This window comes from Erwinia sp. 198 (assembly GCF_003937915.1).
GTDB lineage: Bacteria > Pseudomonadota > Gammaproteobacteria > Enterobacterales > Enterobacteriaceae > Erwinia > Erwinia aeris.
The window spans coordinates 152938-170069 of record NZ_RHUM01000007.1; the positions used below are offsets into that span (position 1 = coordinate 152938).

At 54.1% G+C, this 17132-nt stretch carries 19 protein-coding genes; 15 read left to right on the top strand and 4 right to left on the bottom strand.

Annotated features, from left to right (window positions below; translation table 11 throughout):
* Positions 1-100: 100 nt before the first annotated feature.
* On the top strand, positions 101-583 hold the full coding sequence (locus EGK14_RS11685) for an RcnB family protein (protein WP_125289271.1): 483 nt from the start codon (positions 101-103) through the stop codon (positions 581-583).
* A gap of 60 nt (positions 584-643) precedes the next feature.
* Here EGK14_RS11685 and EGK14_RS11690 read toward each other — a convergent pair whose 3' ends face one another.
* Together EGK14_RS11690 and EGK14_RS11695 are read right to left on the bottom strand one after the other, a co-directional pair.
* Positions 644-1258 (bottom strand): hypothetical protein, encoded by a 615-nt coding sequence (locus EGK14_RS11690; protein ID WP_125289272.1) that lies wholly within the window; start codon positions 1256-1258, stop codon positions 644-646.
* Positions 1259-1392: 134 nt separating this feature from the next.
* Positions 1393-1983 carry an HD domain-containing protein gene (locus EGK14_RS11695; protein WP_125289273.1) on the bottom strand — a complete coding sequence of 197 codons (591 nt, stop codon included), beginning with the start codon at positions 1981-1983 and terminating at the stop codon, positions 1393-1395.
* A gap of 66 nt (positions 1984-2049) precedes the next feature.
* Between EGK14_RS11695 and EGK14_RS11700 the strand changes: the two genes are divergently transcribed.
* From EGK14_RS11700 to eptB, 3 genes are all read left to right on the top strand, one after another.
* On the top strand, positions 2050-2508 hold the full coding sequence (locus tag EGK14_RS11700) for a MarR family winged helix-turn-helix transcriptional regulator (RefSeq protein WP_125289274.1): 459 nt from the start codon (positions 2050-2052) through the stop codon (positions 2506-2508).
* A gap of 101 nt (positions 2509-2609) precedes the next feature.
* Entirely contained in the window at positions 2610-3038 is a 429-nt protein-coding gene (locus EGK14_RS11705) for an organic hydroperoxide resistance protein (protein ID WP_125289275.1), read from the top strand.
* 267 nt (positions 3039-3305) lie between these two features.
* Positions 3306-5003: a kdo(2)-lipid A phosphoethanolamine 7''-transferase gene (gene eptB / locus EGK14_RS11710; protein WP_125289276.1), complete on the top strand. Its 1698-nt coding sequence runs from the start codon at positions 3306-3308 to the stop codon at positions 5001-5003.
* Between the two features lie 190 nt (positions 5004-5193).
* Here the strand turns inward: eptB and EGK14_RS11715 are convergent, their stop codons facing one another.
* Entirely contained in the window at positions 5194-5880 is a 687-nt protein-coding gene (locus EGK14_RS11715; protein ID WP_125289277.1) for a polymorphic toxin type 44 domain-containing protein, read from the bottom strand.
* Between the two features lie 523 nt (positions 5881-6403).
* Here EGK14_RS11715 and EGK14_RS11720 point away from each other — a divergent pair.
* The 6 genes from EGK14_RS11720 to dppF all read left to right on the top strand — a co-directional run bounded on the left by EGK14_RS11720 (position 6404) and on the right by dppF (position 13096).
* The gene (locus tag EGK14_RS11720; RefSeq protein WP_304984969.1) at positions 6404-6733 is read left to right on the top strand and encodes an SMR family transporter; all 330 of its coding nucleotides are present in this window, start codon (positions 6404-6406) and stop codon (positions 6731-6733) included.
* A 613-nt stretch (positions 6734-7346) separates the two neighbouring features.
* Entirely contained in the window at positions 7347-8957 is a 1611-nt protein-coding gene (dppA, locus tag EGK14_RS11725; protein WP_125289279.1) for a dipeptide ABC transporter periplasmic-binding protein DppA, read from the top strand.
* Between the two features lie 189 nt (positions 8958-9146).
* On the top strand, positions 9147-10166 hold the full coding sequence (gene dppB / locus EGK14_RS11730) for a dipeptide ABC transporter permease DppB (RefSeq protein ID WP_125289280.1): 1020 nt from the start codon (positions 9147-9149) through the stop codon (positions 10164-10166).
* Positions 10167-10176: 10 nt separating this feature from the next.
* A complete protein-coding gene (gene dppC / locus EGK14_RS11735) occupies positions 10177-11079 on the top strand; it encodes a dipeptide ABC transporter permease DppC (protein WP_125289281.1) in 903 nt (300 codons plus the stop codon).
* A gap of 9 nt (positions 11080-11088) precedes the next feature.
* Entirely contained in the window at positions 11089-12078 is a 990-nt protein-coding gene (gene dppD, locus EGK14_RS11740; RefSeq protein ID WP_125289282.1) for a dipeptide ABC transporter ATP-binding protein, read from the top strand.
* Positions 12065-13096, top strand: coding sequence for a dipeptide ABC transporter ATP-binding subunit DppF (gene dppF / locus EGK14_RS11745; RefSeq protein ID WP_125289283.1), 1032 nt, complete (start codon positions 12065-12067; stop codon positions 13094-13096). Before dppD ends, dppF begins: the two co-directional genes overlap by 14 nt.
* A 160-nt stretch (positions 13097-13256) precedes the next feature.
* On the opposite strand, the gene EGK14_RS21855 is transcribed toward dppF, so the two are convergent.
* Positions 13257-13403, bottom strand: a complete 147-nt coding sequence (locus EGK14_RS21855; RefSeq protein WP_370256342.1) for a PIN domain-containing protein — start codon at positions 13401-13403, stop codon at positions 13257-13259.
* Positions 13404-13698: 295 nt separating this feature from the next.
* On the opposite strand from EGK14_RS21855, the gene EGK14_RS21860 reads away from it, so the two are divergent.
* The 5 genes from EGK14_RS21860 (at position 13699) to bcsQ (ending at position 17080) form a co-directional block, all read left to right on the top strand.
* The gene (locus EGK14_RS21860; protein ID WP_370256327.1) at positions 13699-13854 is read left to right on the top strand and encodes a hypothetical protein; all 156 of its coding nucleotides are present in this window, start codon (positions 13699-13701) and stop codon (positions 13852-13854) included.
* Positions 13855-13890: 36 nt separating this feature from the next.
* The gene (locus tag EGK14_RS11750) at positions 13891-14391 is read left to right on the top strand and encodes a hypothetical protein (RefSeq protein ID WP_370256329.1); all 501 of its coding nucleotides are present in this window, start codon (positions 13891-13893) and stop codon (positions 14389-14391) included.
* A 5-nt stretch (positions 14392-14396) separates the two neighbouring features.
* Positions 14397-14825, top strand: coding sequence for a hypothetical protein (locus EGK14_RS11755; protein ID WP_125289284.1), 429 nt, complete (start codon positions 14397-14399; stop codon positions 14823-14825).
* A gap of 762 nt (positions 14826-15587) precedes the next feature.
* Positions 15588-16292, top strand: a complete 705-nt coding sequence (gene bcsO, locus EGK14_RS11765) for a cellulose biosynthesis protein BcsO (RefSeq protein ID WP_158616046.1) — start codon at positions 15588-15590, stop codon at positions 16290-16292.
* Positions 16283-17080: a cellulose biosynthesis protein BcsQ gene (gene bcsQ / locus EGK14_RS11770; RefSeq protein ID WP_125289287.1), complete on the top strand. Its 798-nt coding sequence runs from the start codon at positions 16283-16285 to the stop codon at positions 17078-17080. The genes bcsO and bcsQ overlap by 10 nt, the downstream gene beginning before the upstream one ends.
* The last annotated feature ends 52 nt before the right edge of the window (positions 17081-17132 follow it).

Consider the following 17132-nt stretch of genomic DNA (forward strand, 5'->3'; position numbering starts at 1 on the left):
CTTCCCTTGCTATGAAAGAAGAGATAATGTGCGCGTGACGAAGTGGCGCTTCCTCGCTGACCGGTGCCACCTGATAATTTCATTTTCAGCGGAGAAAATCATGAGTAAGTCGACGTCCATTCTCTTTTCTGCTTTTTTACTGACTGCCACGCCGTTAGTGTCTACGGCTTTTGCAGAAGATGTTCAGACGCAGCAGGATCCTGCCGCCGCCGCGCCAGCTGCGGATGCGCCCGCTCCGGCAGCACCTGCACCGGCAGCACCTGCACCGGTAGCGCCGGAAGCACAAACGCCATCTCAGGCGCAGACGCCTTCAGGCGAAACGGCTGCACCGCAGCGCGATCCGGCCCATCCTTATGAAATTCAGTACTTTTTTGCCGATTTTCAGCGTTTCACTATCGGCAGCGTGGTGCCCGATCGCTACCGCACTAAAAAATATGAGATTGTGGACTGGAAAACCCGCAACCTGCCCGCGCCTGAGCAGGGCACCAGCTGGACCTATATGGGCGGCAACTACGTGCAGATTTCTAAAGAAGATGGCCGCATCCTGAAAGTGGAATCCGGCGACATTTTTTACAAGCAATAGGCCATAAAAAAGCCCGGCGTTTAACGCCGGGCTTTACGAGTGTTGGCAAGGCAGCGTCTTTTATTCCGCCTTCGCCCGATCGCCATACAGATAGCCCAGCGAAGCCAGCAGGCACAGGCTATAGCCCAACAGTTCGCAGCCTTCCTCCGCCATGTTTTTCACCGTATGGTTATAGCCATCCAGCATCAGGTGCTGCCAGAGGTCGCGCATACCAAACAGGCGCGCAAACACCAGAATAGTCAGCAAACCCGCGCACAACATGCCCCAGGCAGGATGACGCAGCAGATCGGCCAGGCCTTTCACGGCGCGCTTTGGCTGTAGCACGGCAATGGCGACGCACGCGGCGGCGGTGGCCAGCGCGAACCACACCCAGCTGCCGTGCGACAGCTCGTCGAACAGGAAATCCAGCTCGCGGATCAGCATACAGGTGAAGAATCCGCCGATAAGTATCAGCGTCGGCCTGATGGCAGGCTGTCGATATGCACCATGAAAATAGAGCAGCGCGATAGCCAGCAGCATCAGTTCCTGAGCGATTTCAGTAAATGAGGTCTCGTGTACGCCATCGTTCATCCAGCGAACATCGATAAAAACCACTCCCATCATGGCGGCCAGAAACAGCGCGCAGCCAATAAAAGCCAACGCCTTGCGGCGGATAAAAAGTAAATCAGATTGCATAATGCCCCTTATTTTTCGGGGCAATTATAGGCACTGGGTCGGCTCAGGCTTACCAATTAATGCCGCCAGCCTGCGGCGGCGGCGCCGATTTGAGTTAATTAATGCAGAAAAGCGCCGAAAATCCCGGTTAAGGATTAATTCGGGAGCTGATATCTTTGCTGTTGGCGGGTAAACCAGGCAAGCGGCACGTAATAAGGCGCCTGCGTCAGCTGCTCAATACCGCTTTCGATAATAGTGGAAGCCTGCCGCCACAGCGCTTCATCTCCCTCTTTCAGCAAGGCGATCTGCACGCGTTTTTCTATCAGATAAACGCGGGCAAAGTGCGGATCGTAATGAATAATCGAGCGGGTGTTATCAATGATATCGGCCAGCTTGATGGTCTGGGCGTCGCCCGAGGCCTGCGCCGTATGGCGAAAATGGGCCACTTTACGCGCCGCGCGATTTTTTGCGTCGGGCTGCTTGCTGTCTGTCAGCATCGCCACCAGCGAGGCGACCTCAGCGCCAAAATGGCTCTCAATATCCGCCAGCGTGTTGGACGTATCCTCGACCGTGTCGTGCAGCCATGCGGCGGCCAGCATGATTTCATTATCGGTTACGCTGCGCACCAGCTCCACTACCGCGGCCGGATGTACGATATAAGGCTCATCGGTATATTTGCGACGCTGACCCGTGTCAGCATGAGCCTTGCTGGCGTAGCGTCGGGCCTTTTCTTCCAGTGAATACATCGGTTTTCTCCCCTGAGCTTTAATATTCGCTTGCAATTATATAGCGCGCTATTTATATTTTTTGCCATGACCACAGATAAAGATGACAAAAAAGCGGAAGCCTCGCCACTGTTGCTTGATCAACAGCTCTGCTTCGCGCTCTATTCCACCAATCTGGCGCTGCACAAGCTTTACCGCCAGCTGCTGGCGCCGCTCGATATCACCTATCCGCAATATCTGGTGATGCTGGTGCTGTGGGAGCGCGATGACGTGACGGTTTCCGAAATCGGCGAACGGTTGTTTCTGGACTCCGCCACGCTGACGCCGCTGCTGAAAAGGCTGGAGGCGGCGGGTCTGCTGGATCGTCAGCGCTCGCGCAAAGACGAGCGTCAGGTGGTGGTGACGCTGACCGAACAGGGTCGCGAGCTGCGCCATAAAGCGGTCGATTTACCGCAGGCCGTCAGCTGCGCCGCCGCCTGTGATGCGGAAAAAATGCGCGTGCTGAAAGCCGAACTGGAAAGCCTGCGCGACAGCCTCAACGGCTAGATCCTGGTCTCGCTCCGGAGAGGCTATACTGATTACAGGCGCCTCATTAAGTCGCTCGCGATTTAATAGCGCATATTAAACCTAACGAAAGGAGTTGCCTGATGTCTTTAGAAAAAGTCGTTTACCGCGCCAAAGCAAAAGCCACCGGTGGTCGTGACGGCCGCGCTACCTCTTCAGACGGCGTGCTGGACGTAAAGCTGGGCGTACCGAAAGAAATGGGCGGCGCGGGTGGCGAAGCCACCAACCCTGAACAGCTGTTTGCCGCTGGCTATTCGGCCTGCTTCCTGGGCGCAATGAAGTTTGTCGCCAACCGCGACAAAATCACGATGCCAAAAGAAGCCTTTATCGAAGGGGAAGTGGGCATTGGGCCGCTGCCAACCGGTTTTGGTATCGAAGCTAAATTGAATATCCACCTGGAAGGAATGGACGCGGCGGAAGCGAAAAAGCTGGTAGACGCGGCGCATATCGTCTGCCCTTACTCTAACGCAACCCGCGACAATATCGACGTAACGCTGAACATCATTAACTGATAACGGCGCTGGCCGGAGCCGCTATGGCGCTCCGGCTGTCTGCAATTTTTCTCCCCACCGCATTTCCGTGCTTATTCCCGCGATTGAACTGATAAATCCCCGATAATGTGGTTAACTACGCCGCTTGCGCGTGGAGGTGAGTTTTTTCCCTTCAGAATCGTCCGGGAAAAGTTTCTCAGGGTGATAATCGACCCTATAACCGAACTCTGGCGAAACGGTATGGTCTGATTAGCGTTTACTCTAAAGTTACGCCGGGATAAAGGTTGCATGAATTACATTAAAACACTGACGCAGCAAAAGCTCTCGTTTTTGCTGGCGTTTTACATCGGTATCTTTCTGAATATTCCCGTTTTTTATCGTCGTTTCGATCCCTTTCTGGCCCACTTCAGCGTGACGGAATGGCTATCCGCCGTGGCGGAAGTCGTCGCCATCGTTCTGCTGACCTTTTTCCTGATGCGGCTGCTGTCGCTGGGCGGTAAAATTTTCTGGCGCGTGACTGCCACCGCGCTGGTGCTGATTTCGGTAGCCGCCAGCTACTATATGAGCTTCTTTAACGTGGTGATTGGCTACGGCATCGTTGCGTCGGTGATGACCACGGATACTGATTTGTCGAAAGAGGTGATTGGCTATCACTTTGTGCTGTGGATGGTGCTGGTCAGCGCGCTGCCGCTGCTGCTGATCTGGCGCAACTCGCTGCGCCTGACGCTGATTGAGCAGCTGAAAACACCGGGACAGCGCCTGAAGCCGCTGGGCGTGCTGCTGCTAACCGTGGCGCTGGTCTGGCTGCCTATCCGCTATTTCGACAAGCAGCAGAACATCAACGAGAAGCTGACCAATGTCGATCTGCCGAGCTATGGCGGCGTGGTGGCGCACTCCTATCTGCCTTCCAACTGGCTGTCGGCGCTGGGGCTGTTTGCCTATACCAGCTACGACGAGACGATGGACGGTAAAGACCTGTTCGATCCGGCAAAGCAGTTTACCTATAACGCGCCGGCCGGGCTGGACGACACCTATGTGGTATTCGTGATTGGCGAAACCACCCGCTGGGATCATATGGGCCTGCTGGGCTACAACCGCGACACCACGCCAAAGCTTTCCCACGAGAAAAACCTGGTGGCGTTCCGGGGGGAATCCTGCGACACCGCAACCAAGCTTTCGCTGCGCTGTATGTTCGTGCGTGAAGGCGGGACCGACGAAGGGCCAGGCCGCACGCTGAAAGAGCAGAACGTTTTTGCGGTGATGAAGTCGCTGGGCTTTAGCTCAGAGCTTTTCGCTATGCAGAGCGAGGTCTGGTTCTACAACAATACCGATGCGGATAACTTTGCGTTTCGCGAGCAGATTGGCTCGGAAAAGCAGAACCAGGGTAAATCGGTGGACGATATGCTGCTGGTGCCGGAGCTGAAAAAGTCGCTCGATCGCCATCCTGAAGGTAAGCATCTGGTCGTGCTGCATACCAAAGGCTCACACTACCTTTACTCGCAGCGCTATCCGCGCGAGTTTGCCCGTTATCAGCCTGAATGTATGGGCGTGGACGATAAATGCAGCAAAGCGATGCTGATCAACGCCTTTGATAACTCGGTGCTTTATACGGATACGGTGCTGGAAAGCGTGTTCGATCAGCTGCGCGGTAAGAAAGCGATTGTCTTCTACGCGGCCGACCACGGCGAATCGATCAGCGATAACATGCACCTGCACGGCACGCCGCGCCATATGGCACCGCCGGAACAGTTCCGCGTGCCGATGATCGTTTGGGCTTCCGATAAGTATCTGGCAGACCCGGCTAACCAGAGCCGCTTTGAACGCCTGCAGGCGCAGCAGCGCGTGGGCGCGACGCATCGTCATGTTGAGCTGTTCGACTCGGTGCTGGGCTGCCTGGGCTACACGTCTCCGGATGGCGGCATCAAAGAGGCGAACGACTGGTGTGCGGATCCGACAAAGCGTAAGGCTTCTGGCGGCAAAATCTAACGCGCCGTGCCAAATTACTCACCCCCGAGCCTTAGCGGCCGGGGGTTTTTTTATGCGTGAGGTTCGGTGGGCGATGTGGAGAAGCTGAAAGGTTCAGCGAGGCTTTTTCGCCGCCGGTATCAGTCCTGCACGGCTCCGGTGGATAACGCATCAGGCGATGAACAGCAGGAGGGGCCAAACCGCCCCTTTCTTAAAATGGTGTGGATGTAAGATAAACGGGAGCGGAATAAATAACCTCATTTATGCGGACTGCCGGTGAATTGCTAAATGAAAAAACATGCCCTTTTACAGAGAGATATATTGCATTATTTTCAACTTTTTTAAATGCATCAGGGTCGGACGTGATTAAAAAAGGCTTAGTATCATTCAGGCTGTCAAGAAATGACTTATCATTTCTATCTGCGTCAAACAGATAGAAACGATATGAGAAAGCCGTGGTAGCTCCCGCATTGACCTCGGTGACATAGAGGTTTAATAGTCTGTTAATCTGCGATTTTTTAATAATTTTTCGTTCAACAGGCGAAAACCGTTCTGTCTTGTAGGCTCCAAAAGAAATGAGTAAAACCAGGAATATCAGCAGGACATACCCCTTTTTAAAGCCGGTGCGTTTTGCATAATCTATCCCTGCCCTTATCCAGTACGCATCGTTAGGGTCGTCACCGTAAGGCGATTCATTATACCAATGGCGCCACTTATCTTCTGAGGTTCCGGCCTGGCCCTGTGCCCAGCCTGCCGCCCTGAGCAGCACGGCTTCTTTTATTCCGGCCGCATGTCCTGCCGTACCGTAATGAAAATGGCCAAAGTTTTCATACTGCGCGCCGTGATGAAATTTATAATCCCGGGGCCATGCTTCCTGACCTGATACAGAACCAGCCATAAGTAAGCAATGATGGCCCTTTATGAAAGCGTGCTACTACCATATGGACTGATATTGAAGCGCCAGGTGGAGAAAATGAACTGATGTTGTAAGGAGCGCTCCTGACCGCTGCCAGTGTCGGGCGTCTCATCGTTATATCCTTATTGCTTTAATTCCATTAAATATAAAAGTTAATCGATATGGCCTGTAGTACCCGGTCTTTATAAGTAAAAACAAAGCATTTTCTTAACGTCAATGTGCATTTTTTCATACATGTTATCCATCATTATTATATCCGTTCCGGATGCAGGCGATTTACAGTTAAAGGCATCTCTGTGCTGCTGTAGGCAACACACGCGTGCCTGCGGGACGAAATCCATAACGGCATATGTGTCTGTTGCCTGCCGTTAAGGTGGTATTAAGGTTGCAGCAGAGAGCTATGCGCGGGATCAAAAAGCCCGGCGCGAATTTCTGCAAGATAGGCCGCGGAAGCGCTGCTCGCTTCTTCCTTTAACCAAACGGGTAACTCAGGAGAACGGTCATAATGATGTATCTCATTCTATTTATCGCCATCGTGGCGGAAGTGATTGGCACCACCTTGCTGAAAACGTCGGAAAGTTTTACGCGGCTGTGGCCAAGCCTGGGCACCGTTTTCTGCTATGGCATCGCTTTTTACTGTCTTTCATTGACGTTGCAGCATCTGCCGACCGGCATCGCCTATGCTATTTGGTCGGGCGTCGGCATCGTGTTGATCTCGCTGGTTGCCTGGCTTTGGCACGGTCAGCGACTGGATCTGCCCGCGCTAATCGGCATGGCGTTTATCATCGTCGGCGTGGTTATTATCAACACGCTTTCCCGCGCCGTTTCGCACTGATTATTTGTTATCGGCGGCCCTGAAACGCCGCCGACACCGGCAGCCAATTGTGCTGCGGTGTAAAAAACACCCGTCTCGCTTTATGCGCTTTCCATCCGTGAAAAAGCCTTTCCGCCCGCTGCCGCCGCGTTAATTCGCGCTGCGCTGTAGCTGGCCAAAAAAACGCGTCATTGGCCGTTTTTTATCCTGCCGTTGCAGAATTTTTGCCTGGAATGGCAGGTATAAGCAAAGCGTATTGTTAAAAAAATGGGATACAGGCGATTATTTTCAAGGGTTTTTTTGCAACGCGTTTCACTGGCTGCTGATTTTCTGACGCTATTTTAAGCGGCATAAAAAGTTAACGGCGTATTATATGCGCTGGAAACGGTCGCTTTTGGTTATTTTTTATATTTGTCTGTCGCCTCTCATCCTCTGTGTAAATAGCCAACGGCCGTATTGACGTTTTCTGCAACTGTTGACAAATTGATCGCTCAGAAGAGGAAGGATAAGGATTTGTCTGATGGCATCAGCCTCGCCGCGTCTTCTACCCAAACCTTCTGATACGTACAGGCCACTATAAAAAAATACAGGCCTGACGAACTGCCTAATACAACATCACAACTGGAGCAGAAGCATGCGTAATTCCCTGGCTAAAAACAGGATGCTGAAGGTCGGTTTGAGCCTGGTCGCCCTGACCGTGGCCGCCAGCGTCCAGGCCAAAACCCTCGTTTATTGTTCCGAAGGATCGCCTGAAGGCTTTAACCCGCAGCTTTTCACTTCTGGCACCACTTACGACGCCAGCTCCGTGCCTATCTATAACCGGCTGGTAGAGTTCAAAGTCGGCACCACCGAGCTACAGCCCGGCCTGGCAGAAAAGTGGGACGTGAGCGAAGACGGCAAAACCTACACTTTCCATCTGCGTAAAGGCGTGAAGTGGCAGACCACCAAAGATTTCAAACCTACGCGTGATTTTAATGCCGACGACGTGGTGTTCTCCTTCGAGCGTCAGCTGGATAAAAACAACAAGTATCATGGCGTTTCCGGCGGTAGCTACGAATACTTTGAAGGCATGGATATGCCCAGGCTCATCAGCAAAATTGAGAAGGTGGACGACCACACGGCACGCTTTGTGCTGACCCGTGCGGAAGCGCCGTTCATGGCCGATCTGGGAATGGATTTCGCGTCTATTCTCTCTGCAGAATATGCCGACAAGATGCTGCAAGCGGGCACGCCGGAAAAAGTCGATCTGAATCCGGTCGGCACCGGCCCGTTCCAGCTGCTGCAATATCAGAAAGATTCCCGCATTCTCTATAAAGCCTTTGACCAGTTCTGGGGCACCAAACCGAAAATCGATCGCCTGGTCTTCTCCATCACGCCGGATGCCTCGGTGCGCTACGCCAAGCTGCAGAAGGGCGAGTGCCAGATCATGCCTTATCCGAATCCGGCCGATCTCGCGCGGATGAAGGAAGACAAGAATATCAACCTGATGCAGATGCCGGGCCTGAACGTCGGCTATCTCTCGTATAACACCGAGAAAAAGCCGCTGGATAACGTCAAGGTTCGCCAGGCGCTGACCATGGCGGTGAACAAGAAAGCGATTATCGACGCGGTTTACCAGGGCGCGGGCCAGGCGGCGAAAAACCTGATCCCGCCGACCATGTGGAGCTACAACGACGCGGTGCAGGATGACGCCTACGATCCGGCCAAAGCCAAAGCGCTGCTGAAGGAAGCGGGCATGGCGGACGGCTTCGCTATCGATCTGTGGGCGATGCCGGTACAGCGACCTTATAACCCGAACGCTCGCCGTATGGCAGAGATGATCCAGGCCGACTGGGCGAAAATTGGTGTGAAGGCCAAAATCGTCACCTACGAGTGGGGCGAATACCTGAAACGCGCGAAAGCTGGCGAGCACCAGACCGTGATGATGGGCTGGACGGGCGACAATGGCGACCCGGATAACTTCTTCGCCACGCTGTTCAGCTGTACCGCGGCGAAGGACGGCTCTAACTATTCTCGCTGGTGCTACAAGCCGTTCGAGGATCTGATCCAGCCTGCGCGCGGTGAAGCCGACCACAACAAGCGTATCGAGTACTACAAGCAGGCTCAGGTCATGATGCACGACCAGGCGCCTGCGCTGATTATTGCTCACTCCACCGTGTTTGAGCCGGTCAGCAAAAAAGTCTCCGGCTACGTGGTCGATCCGTTGGGCAAGCATCACTTCGAAAACGTCGATATCCAGGAGTAAAGAGAGCGGCCGGTTCGCCGGCTGCTTTACCCATCCCTGTGGGCCGTGTTCGACGGCCCGTCGCAAGGCTTAAGTTTATCTGGTCAAGGCGCCGTTAACGGCGTCGCGGACGGGCTGCCCGACCGTAAGATGTGAGCAATTATAATCCCCCAGGCTACGGTCTGCGGGAACTTAAAGAGAATCCGGATTATGCTGCAGTTCATACTCCGACGTCTGGGACTTGTCATCCCGACGTTTATTGGTATCACCCTGTTAACCTTTGCTTTTGTCCATATGATCCCAGGCGATCCGGTACTGATTATGGCGGGCGAGCGCGGCATGTCCGCCGAACGTCACGCCCAGCTGCTGGCGCAGATGGGGCTGGATAAGCCGCTGTGGCAACAGTATGGCTCCTACGTCTGGGGCGTGCTGCACGGCGATTTGGGCATCTCCCTGAAAAGCCGTATTCCTGTCTGGCAGGAGTTCGTGCCGCGCTTTAAGGCGACGCTGGAGCTGGGCATTTGCGCGATGATTTTTGCCGTCGCGGTAGGTATCCCGGTCGGCGTGCTGGCTGCGGTAAAGCGCGGCTCCATTTTCGATCACACCGCCGTCGGCATCTCGCTGACCGGCTACTCCATGCCCATCTTCTGGTGGGGCATGATGCTGATCATGCTGGTTTCGGTGCAGCTCAACCTGACGCCGGTGGCCGGACGCATCGGCGACACGGTGTTTCTGGACGACAGCCAGCCGCTGACCGGTTTTATGCTGATCGATACCCTGTTCTGGGGCGAAGAGGGCGACTTTAAAGATGCCGTGATGCATATGATCCTGCCTGCTATCGTGCTCGGTACTATCCCGCTGGCGGTGATCGTGCGTATGACGCGCTCGGCCATGCTGGAGGTGTTGGGTGAGGACTATATCCGTACCGCCCGCGCTAAAGGGCTGACGCGGATGCGCGTGATCGTGGTGCATGCGCTGCGTAACGCCATGCTGCCGGTGGTTACGGTTATCGGTCTTCAGGTTGGCACCATGCTGGCCGGTGCGATCCTGACCGAAACAATTTTCTCCTGGCCCGGTCTGGGTCGCTGGCTGATCGATGCCCTCCAGCGTCGCGACTACCCGGTAGTGCAGGGTGGCGTGCTGATGGTGGCCATCCTGATCATTCTGGTCAACCTGCTGGTTGACGTGCTTTACGGCGTGGTTAACCCGCGCATTCGCCACAAGAAATAGGGGGCTTCGTATGTCTTTAGTCGATCCGGGCAGCGTGCCCGCCGCACCCAAGCCGATGACCCCTTCACAGGAGTTCTGGCACTACTTTAAGCGTAACAAAGGCGCCGTTGTCGGTCTGGCTTACGTGGTCATCGTATTTTTTATCGCTATTTTCGCCAATTTTATCGCGCCGCACGCGCCGGCCGAGCAGTTCCGCGACGCGCTGCTGCATCCGCCGGTCTGGCAGGAAGGCGGCAGCTGGCACTATATCCTTGGTACTGACGATGTCGGTCGCGACGTGCTGTCGCGTCTGATGTACGGCGCGCGCCTGTCGCTGCTGGTCGGCTGCCTGGTGGTGGTGCTGTCGCTGATCCTGGGCGTGATTTTCGGGCTGATCGCCGGCTACGTCGGCGGCACCACCGACGCCGTCATTATGCGTTTGGTCGATATCATGCTGGCGCTGCCAAGCCTGCTGCTGGCGCTGGTGCTGGTGGCAATTTTCGGGCCGTCGATCGTTAACGCCTCTATCGCGCTGACCTTTGTGGCGCTGCCGCACTATATCCGCCTGACGCGCGCGGCGGTGCTGGTCGAGGTCAGCCGCGACTACGTCACCGCTTCCAACGTGGCGGGCGCGGGCGCTATTCGGCAGATGTTCGTTAATATTCTGCCTAACTGTCTGGCGCCGCTGATCGTGCAGGCTTCGCTGGGCTTCTCCAACGCCATCCTTGATATGGCCGCGCTGGGTTTTCTGGGAATGGGGGCGCAACCGCCGACGCCGGAGTGGGGCACCATGCTCTCCGACGTGTTGCAGTATGCGCAGAGCGCCTGGTGGGTCGTGACCTTCCCGGGGTTGGCGATCCTGCTGACCGTGCTGGCGTTTAACCTGATGGGCGATGGCTTACGCGATGCCCTTGACCCGAAACTCAAGCAGTAAGAGGCAGCGATGGCGTTATTAACTGTAGACAAACTGTCGGTGCATTTCGGCGACGAAAAAGCGCCGTTCCGTGCGGTAGACCGCATCAGCTATCAGGTTGAGCAGGGCCAGGTGGTCGGCATCGTCGGCGAGTCCGGCTCCGGCAAATCGGTAAGTTCGCTGGCGATTATGGGGCTGATCGATTTCCCCGGCAAAGTAATGGCCGACAACCTGCTTTTTAACCAGCGCGATCTGAGGCGCATTTCTGAAAAAGAGCGCCGTCAGCTGGTGGGATCGGAAGTGGCGATGATTTTCCAGGATCCGATGACCAGCCTGAACCCCTGCTACACCGTGGGCTACCAGATTATGGAAGCGATCAAGGTGCATCAGGGCGGCAATAAGAGCACGCGTCGTCAGCGGGCTATCGACCTGCTGAACCAGGTCGGCATTCCCGATCCGGCCTCGCGGCTGGACGTGTATCCGCATCAGCTTTCCGGCGGGATGAGCCAGCGCGTGATGATCGCCATGGCTATCGCCTGTCGGCCAAAGCTGCTGATTGCCGATGAGCCGACCACGGCGCTGGACGTGACTATTCAGGCACAGATCATCGAGCTGCTGCTGGATCTTCAGCGGCAGGAAAACATGGCGCTGATCCTGATCACCCACGATCTGGCGCTGGTAGCCGAAGCGGCCCAGCACATCATCGTGATGTATGCGGGCCAGGTGGTGGAAACCGGTAAGGCGGTCGATATCTTTAAGGCGCCGCGCCATCCGTATACTCAGGCGCTGCTGCGCGCGCTGCCGGAGTTTGCGGCCGACAAGGCGCGGCTGGCCTCGCTGCCGGGCGTGGTGCCGGGCAAGTACGATCGGCCAAACGGCTGTCTGCTGAACCCGCGCTGCCCGTACGCCACCGATCGCTGTCGGATTGAAGAACCTGAACTCCGTGATATTCCGGGACGCCAGTCCAAATGTCATTACCCTCTGGATGATGCCGGGAGACCAACCTATGAAGCCATCTGATTCCACCCTGCTGATGCAGGCGATCGACCTGAAAAAGCACTACCCGGTGAAGAAAGGACTGTTTGGTCAGGAGCGCCTGGTGAAGGCGCTGGACGGGGTCTCGTTTAACCTGGAGCGCGGCAAAACGCTGGCGGTAGTGGGCGAGTCGGGCTGCGGCAAATCCACGCTGGGCCGCCTGCTGACCATGATCGAAACGCCAACGGAAGGACAGCTGTTTTATCAGGGACAAGATCTGTTAAAGCATGATCCGGCGGCGCAAAAGCTACGCCGGCAAAAAATCCAGATTGTATTTCAGAACCCCTACGGCTCGCTGAACCCGCGCAAAAAGGTCAGTCAGATCCTGGAGGAGCCGTTGCTGATTAACACCAGCCTGAGCAAGGCGGAGCGCCGCGAAAAAACGCTGGCGATGATGGCGAAAGTGGGACTGAAAACGGAGCATTACGATCGCTATCCGCATATGTTTTCCGGCGGTCAGCGTCAGCGTATCGCCATCGCGCGCGGGCTGATGCTCGATCCCGACGTGCTGATCGCCGACGAGCCGGTTTCCGCGCTCGACGTGTCGGTACGCGCGCAGGTGCTGAACCTGATGATGGATTTGCAGCAGGAGCTGGGCCTCTCGTACGTTTTTATTTCGCACGATCTGTCGGTGGTCGAACATATCGCGGACGAGGTGATGGTGATGTATCTGGGACGCTGCGTGGAGCGGGGCAGCAAAGAGGCGATTTTTGCCAACCCCCGCCATCCGTACACCCAGGCGCTGCTCTCCGCTACACCGCGTCTGAACCCGGACGAGCGCCGCGAACGTATCAAGCTGACCGGCGAACTGCCCAGCCCGCTGAATCCGCCGCCGGGCTGCGCGTTTAACGCGCGCTGCCGCCGTCGCTTTGCGCCCTGTCCGCAGATCCAGCCGCAGCTGAAGCAGTATGGCGAGCAGCAGATTGCCTGCTTCGCAGTGGATCAGGATGAGGGACAGCCGGTGCCGGGCGGCCAGCACGCTCAGGCCCAGGCGCAGCCGTAAACGATGCTCGACCCGCCTGACTGTCTCAGCCAAGCGGGTTGTTCGCTTTTTAGCCGCGAGCGAGCCGCGGGATTGATCTGCGCTTTATCTTTCAGGCTGGCGGCGCTTGTTAACCCTTTTATGCCAGGAGAAGTGGGCATAGTCTTGAAGTTTGGCTAAATTACCCGTCAGAAATCAGATCGATATAATCATCCACAAGCTTAATTAGCCTACTGTTATAGGTGATCAAAGGCATTTTACCGTGTTTTGCCTGTGCCACGATGAGCCGGTCAAAAGGATCTACAGGTAAGGCCTTTCCGCGGTATATACAGCGTGAAGGTCAATCATGTAAAAAATCACGCTAAAGGGATGATTGATTGTTTATGTTAATTTTTAATTTTCCAAGATCGCCTTTCAGACTATCCACCGGCAGCGTTTATGTGACTGGCCGGGTTTTGTAAGAACTGGGCTTGCGAATAAGATCAATACTTACAGAGGCATCATTTCTTACAATAGTCATTTTTGAATATATTTATTCATGATAAAGTAAATTTATCTTTTAGAAATTTAAAGGAAATAACGGACCATTCTAATGGCTGTTACCAAACAGGGAAGGGTAAAAGATGAGTAAAAGAAGCGAAATCATTGATGGTAATATGGCAGATAAAAGCGCGTATGGATTAGTTTATACAGAAATATCAGGTTGGATAGATCTCGGACATGCGCAGGGCACCAATATCCGGAATTTATGGGCGCAAATGCTGCGTGGTGAATGTTAAAGCGGATCAACTTATAATGTTACCTATAAACAATCTATGGTCAGCCCTGGACGTCGTCTGACGGTAGGTAAGTCAATAACCTGGCGTTTAAAAAAAGGTCTGCCATATTATAAAAAGAAAAGCATTGCTCTTGTCATGATGCTAACAGTTGCTCAAAGATTTGAGAGGCTTCAGGGGACGGTACCTTTCAGCTGGGCTACAGATAGTGGCTTTAGCGCTGAAGATCTGGTGTCTGATCTTCTCGGCTTTTATCGGGTAATTGCATGCATGAACAACGTCTTCGGTTATCTTAAGCCCGTAAGTAAAAAAGAAGCTTTAAGACGGTGGGATCATTACGGGAAATCTGGCTTGTGGAAAAATGAGACGTTTAAACCGTTACTTTTACCTGACCCGGAACGCTTCCCCAACGGAAAGCCATACTTTGGGGAATTGCCTGATTTCATGAAAGCAGTTACTCCTTATAATGGATTGAGTTCTGGAGATGTAGATTTAATTGACCCTAATCGAGGATTTATCCATTTCCTGACAAGGGAATAACGAATATGAAAAAGTTAACAATAATTAACGCCCTCTTAATAACAGGTTTCATATTCTGTCTGTTTGTTGTGTTTAAATATTTTACCCTTGAGTTTTCGGATAGTGCGGAGTATACGGAGAAAGATATCATAGAATATAAATTCTACACTCATGATTTATTAAAGAAAGTGCCAAGGATAAGTGGGTTTTATAAATTTAGTTATAGTAATATGTCCGGACCTAACCCTGCATTGATTTATCGGGCAAAGTTTTTCGGTACTACGGATACAAAACAAATTTCTACTTATTTAAAAAAAAGAGGATACATAAAAGAAAGTATGTGTAACTTAGCAGGAAGTTGTTGGTCTGGGAAGAAATTGAATGAAACCGTATTGGTGAGTGTTGAAGATAATCCAGACGCTCTCCAGATTGAAATTATCGAAAAAATTCAGTAGAAACCCAACTTCCCGTTCGTTTTATCTTCTCTGTACGCCATGATTTTAACCAGAGCATGACCGTCCTTTGCGATAACTACGGGTTCGCCGGTTCGGGCGACTTTCTGGATCGGCTTCGACAGATTGGTTATTGCATCCTGGAGGTTAATTTTTTCCATGATGAGGACACTACCTGGATTGCACATAAAATCACCATAATCCGTTGCAGGGGCCAGGTAAATTTGTTCAGACTAACAAAGTTTGAGCCGGCGACAGGCCTCTCTTCCGGCTACCGCTATCGCCGCGCCTGGGACAGCCAGGGCTGCTCTGTCGATAAACAGGGACAGCAAATTCCATTAGCCGTTACGCCCGTTTGGCTTAATTGGTTTGTTTTATCACCGCTGTAGCGTTTGGCAGGCAAGCAATATAAAACCGTGTGGCAAAGCGCGTTTAAAAGCGTTTTATGCTAAATTAACCCTGCCGCCAGTATACTATTTAATAAACCTGGCTTATCTGTCAGGCAGCAGGCGCGGCATTAATATTCCAAAAGACGACGGCACGCTATTAAAACAGGATATTATTGAATTAATGGCCCGTGATTATTTAATTAAGTCAAATAATAACTGACCTGATTGATAGCCTGCTTAATTATTATTGCGCCGCAAGCGGTTAATATAATGACAGGCCAGCAGCTTTTTTTATCAGCGGTAAGAATAATCTGATGTAGTTAAAAATTGTATGATATATTGCCGCCAGTTTTCTTATTATCCCGCGATCGTTCCCATGAAAAGCTATGACGACCTGCAGCGTTTTAAAGAAAAAACGCTAACAAACCATATCGAATTCAAAGATATGTCTGAACAGACACGGAATGCCGACCAGGCCAACTGGGCTATCATCAGGCAGTTGATGAGCGAGGGCGCAGAGTCAGCGCTGGGGAACGGTCAGCGTACGGATGTCGCCGCGCCGCAGCTGGCGGCCGCCGATCTCTTTAGCCAGCCCGCGCCGGTGAAAATCCCGGCGCAGGCTTCAGCGCCGCTCTCCTCCCGCGTGGCCGCGTTTGTGACGGCTAAACCGGCGGCGCAGAGTGGATCGCTGCTGGAGAGCATTTCCGCCTCGCTGAAGCCTGCGGCGGCTCGCGTGCAGGAAACGGCTTCGCTGTCGGCAGTCGCTTATCCGCAGGGATCTGCTTCGCCCTCGGCAACTGTCGGTACGCAAATAACAGCTTCCCCGCCGGAAACCGCTCGCGCATCGTCGTCAATCGCCCCATGTCCGCCAGGCGCTTCGCTGCTGGATGCGGTGCGCGCCCAGCCTGTGCCGTCAGGCATCGCCCACCCGGCGTCCTCGTCCGTCTCGTCAGAATCTGTTCAGGCAGCGCGTTTTAAGCCGCTGTTCAGCGTTTCCGGCGTCCGCGCGGCGGAAGAAAAAGCCTTACCGAAAGAGACTCTGCTACAACCTCTGCTGGAGAAAATCGCCCTATGCCGTTAGTTTGTGTTTGTTCTCCAAAAGGCGGCGTAGGCAAAACTACTCTGGCCGCCAACCTGGCCTATACGCTGGCGCGCGGCGGCAGCAAGGTGCTGGCGATCGATTTCGACGTACAGAACGCCCTGCGCCTGCACTTTGGCGTGCCGCTCTCCGACGGGCGCGGTTTCGTGGCGAAGTCGGCGGAGTCGCCGGACTGGAGCCAGGCGATCCTGACCACCGGCGGCAATATTTTTGTGCTGCCGTACGGCGACGTGTCGGAAGCGCAGCGCATTGAATTTGAAAGCAACCTGGCCAACGATGCCCACTTTCTTGCCCGTGGACTGCAAACGGTACTCAACTATCCCGGCCTGATTATCGTGGCGGATTTTCCGCCAGGCCCCGGCCCGGCCCTGAAAGCCATGACCGATCTGGCCGATTTACACCTGGTGGTGATGCTGGCGGATACCGCTTCGCTGTCGCTGCTGCCGCAAATCGAAAATGAAAAGATGATCGGCGGCGCGCTTAATCACAAAGCCGGCCATTTCTTCGTGCTTAACCAGAGCGACAGCCGTCGCAATATCAGCCGCGACGTGAAGGCCTTTATGCAGCAGCGGCTGGGCGACAGGCTGCTGGGCGTGGTTAACCGCGACGAAAGCGTGGCGGAAGCGAATGCGTCACAGCAGTCGATATTCGATTTCAGCCAGGTTTCTGCAGCCGCTTTCGATATTGAGCTGGTCGGCAAAAGGGTTGCCGCGCTGCTGGATATTAAAGTCGGCGACGGCGAGCTGCAGGCGCCGCTGACCTCGCGTTAAACCGCCCGCAAAGATAGTTTCCATGCCGGGGCGCTGCTGCGCTCCGCGAGTT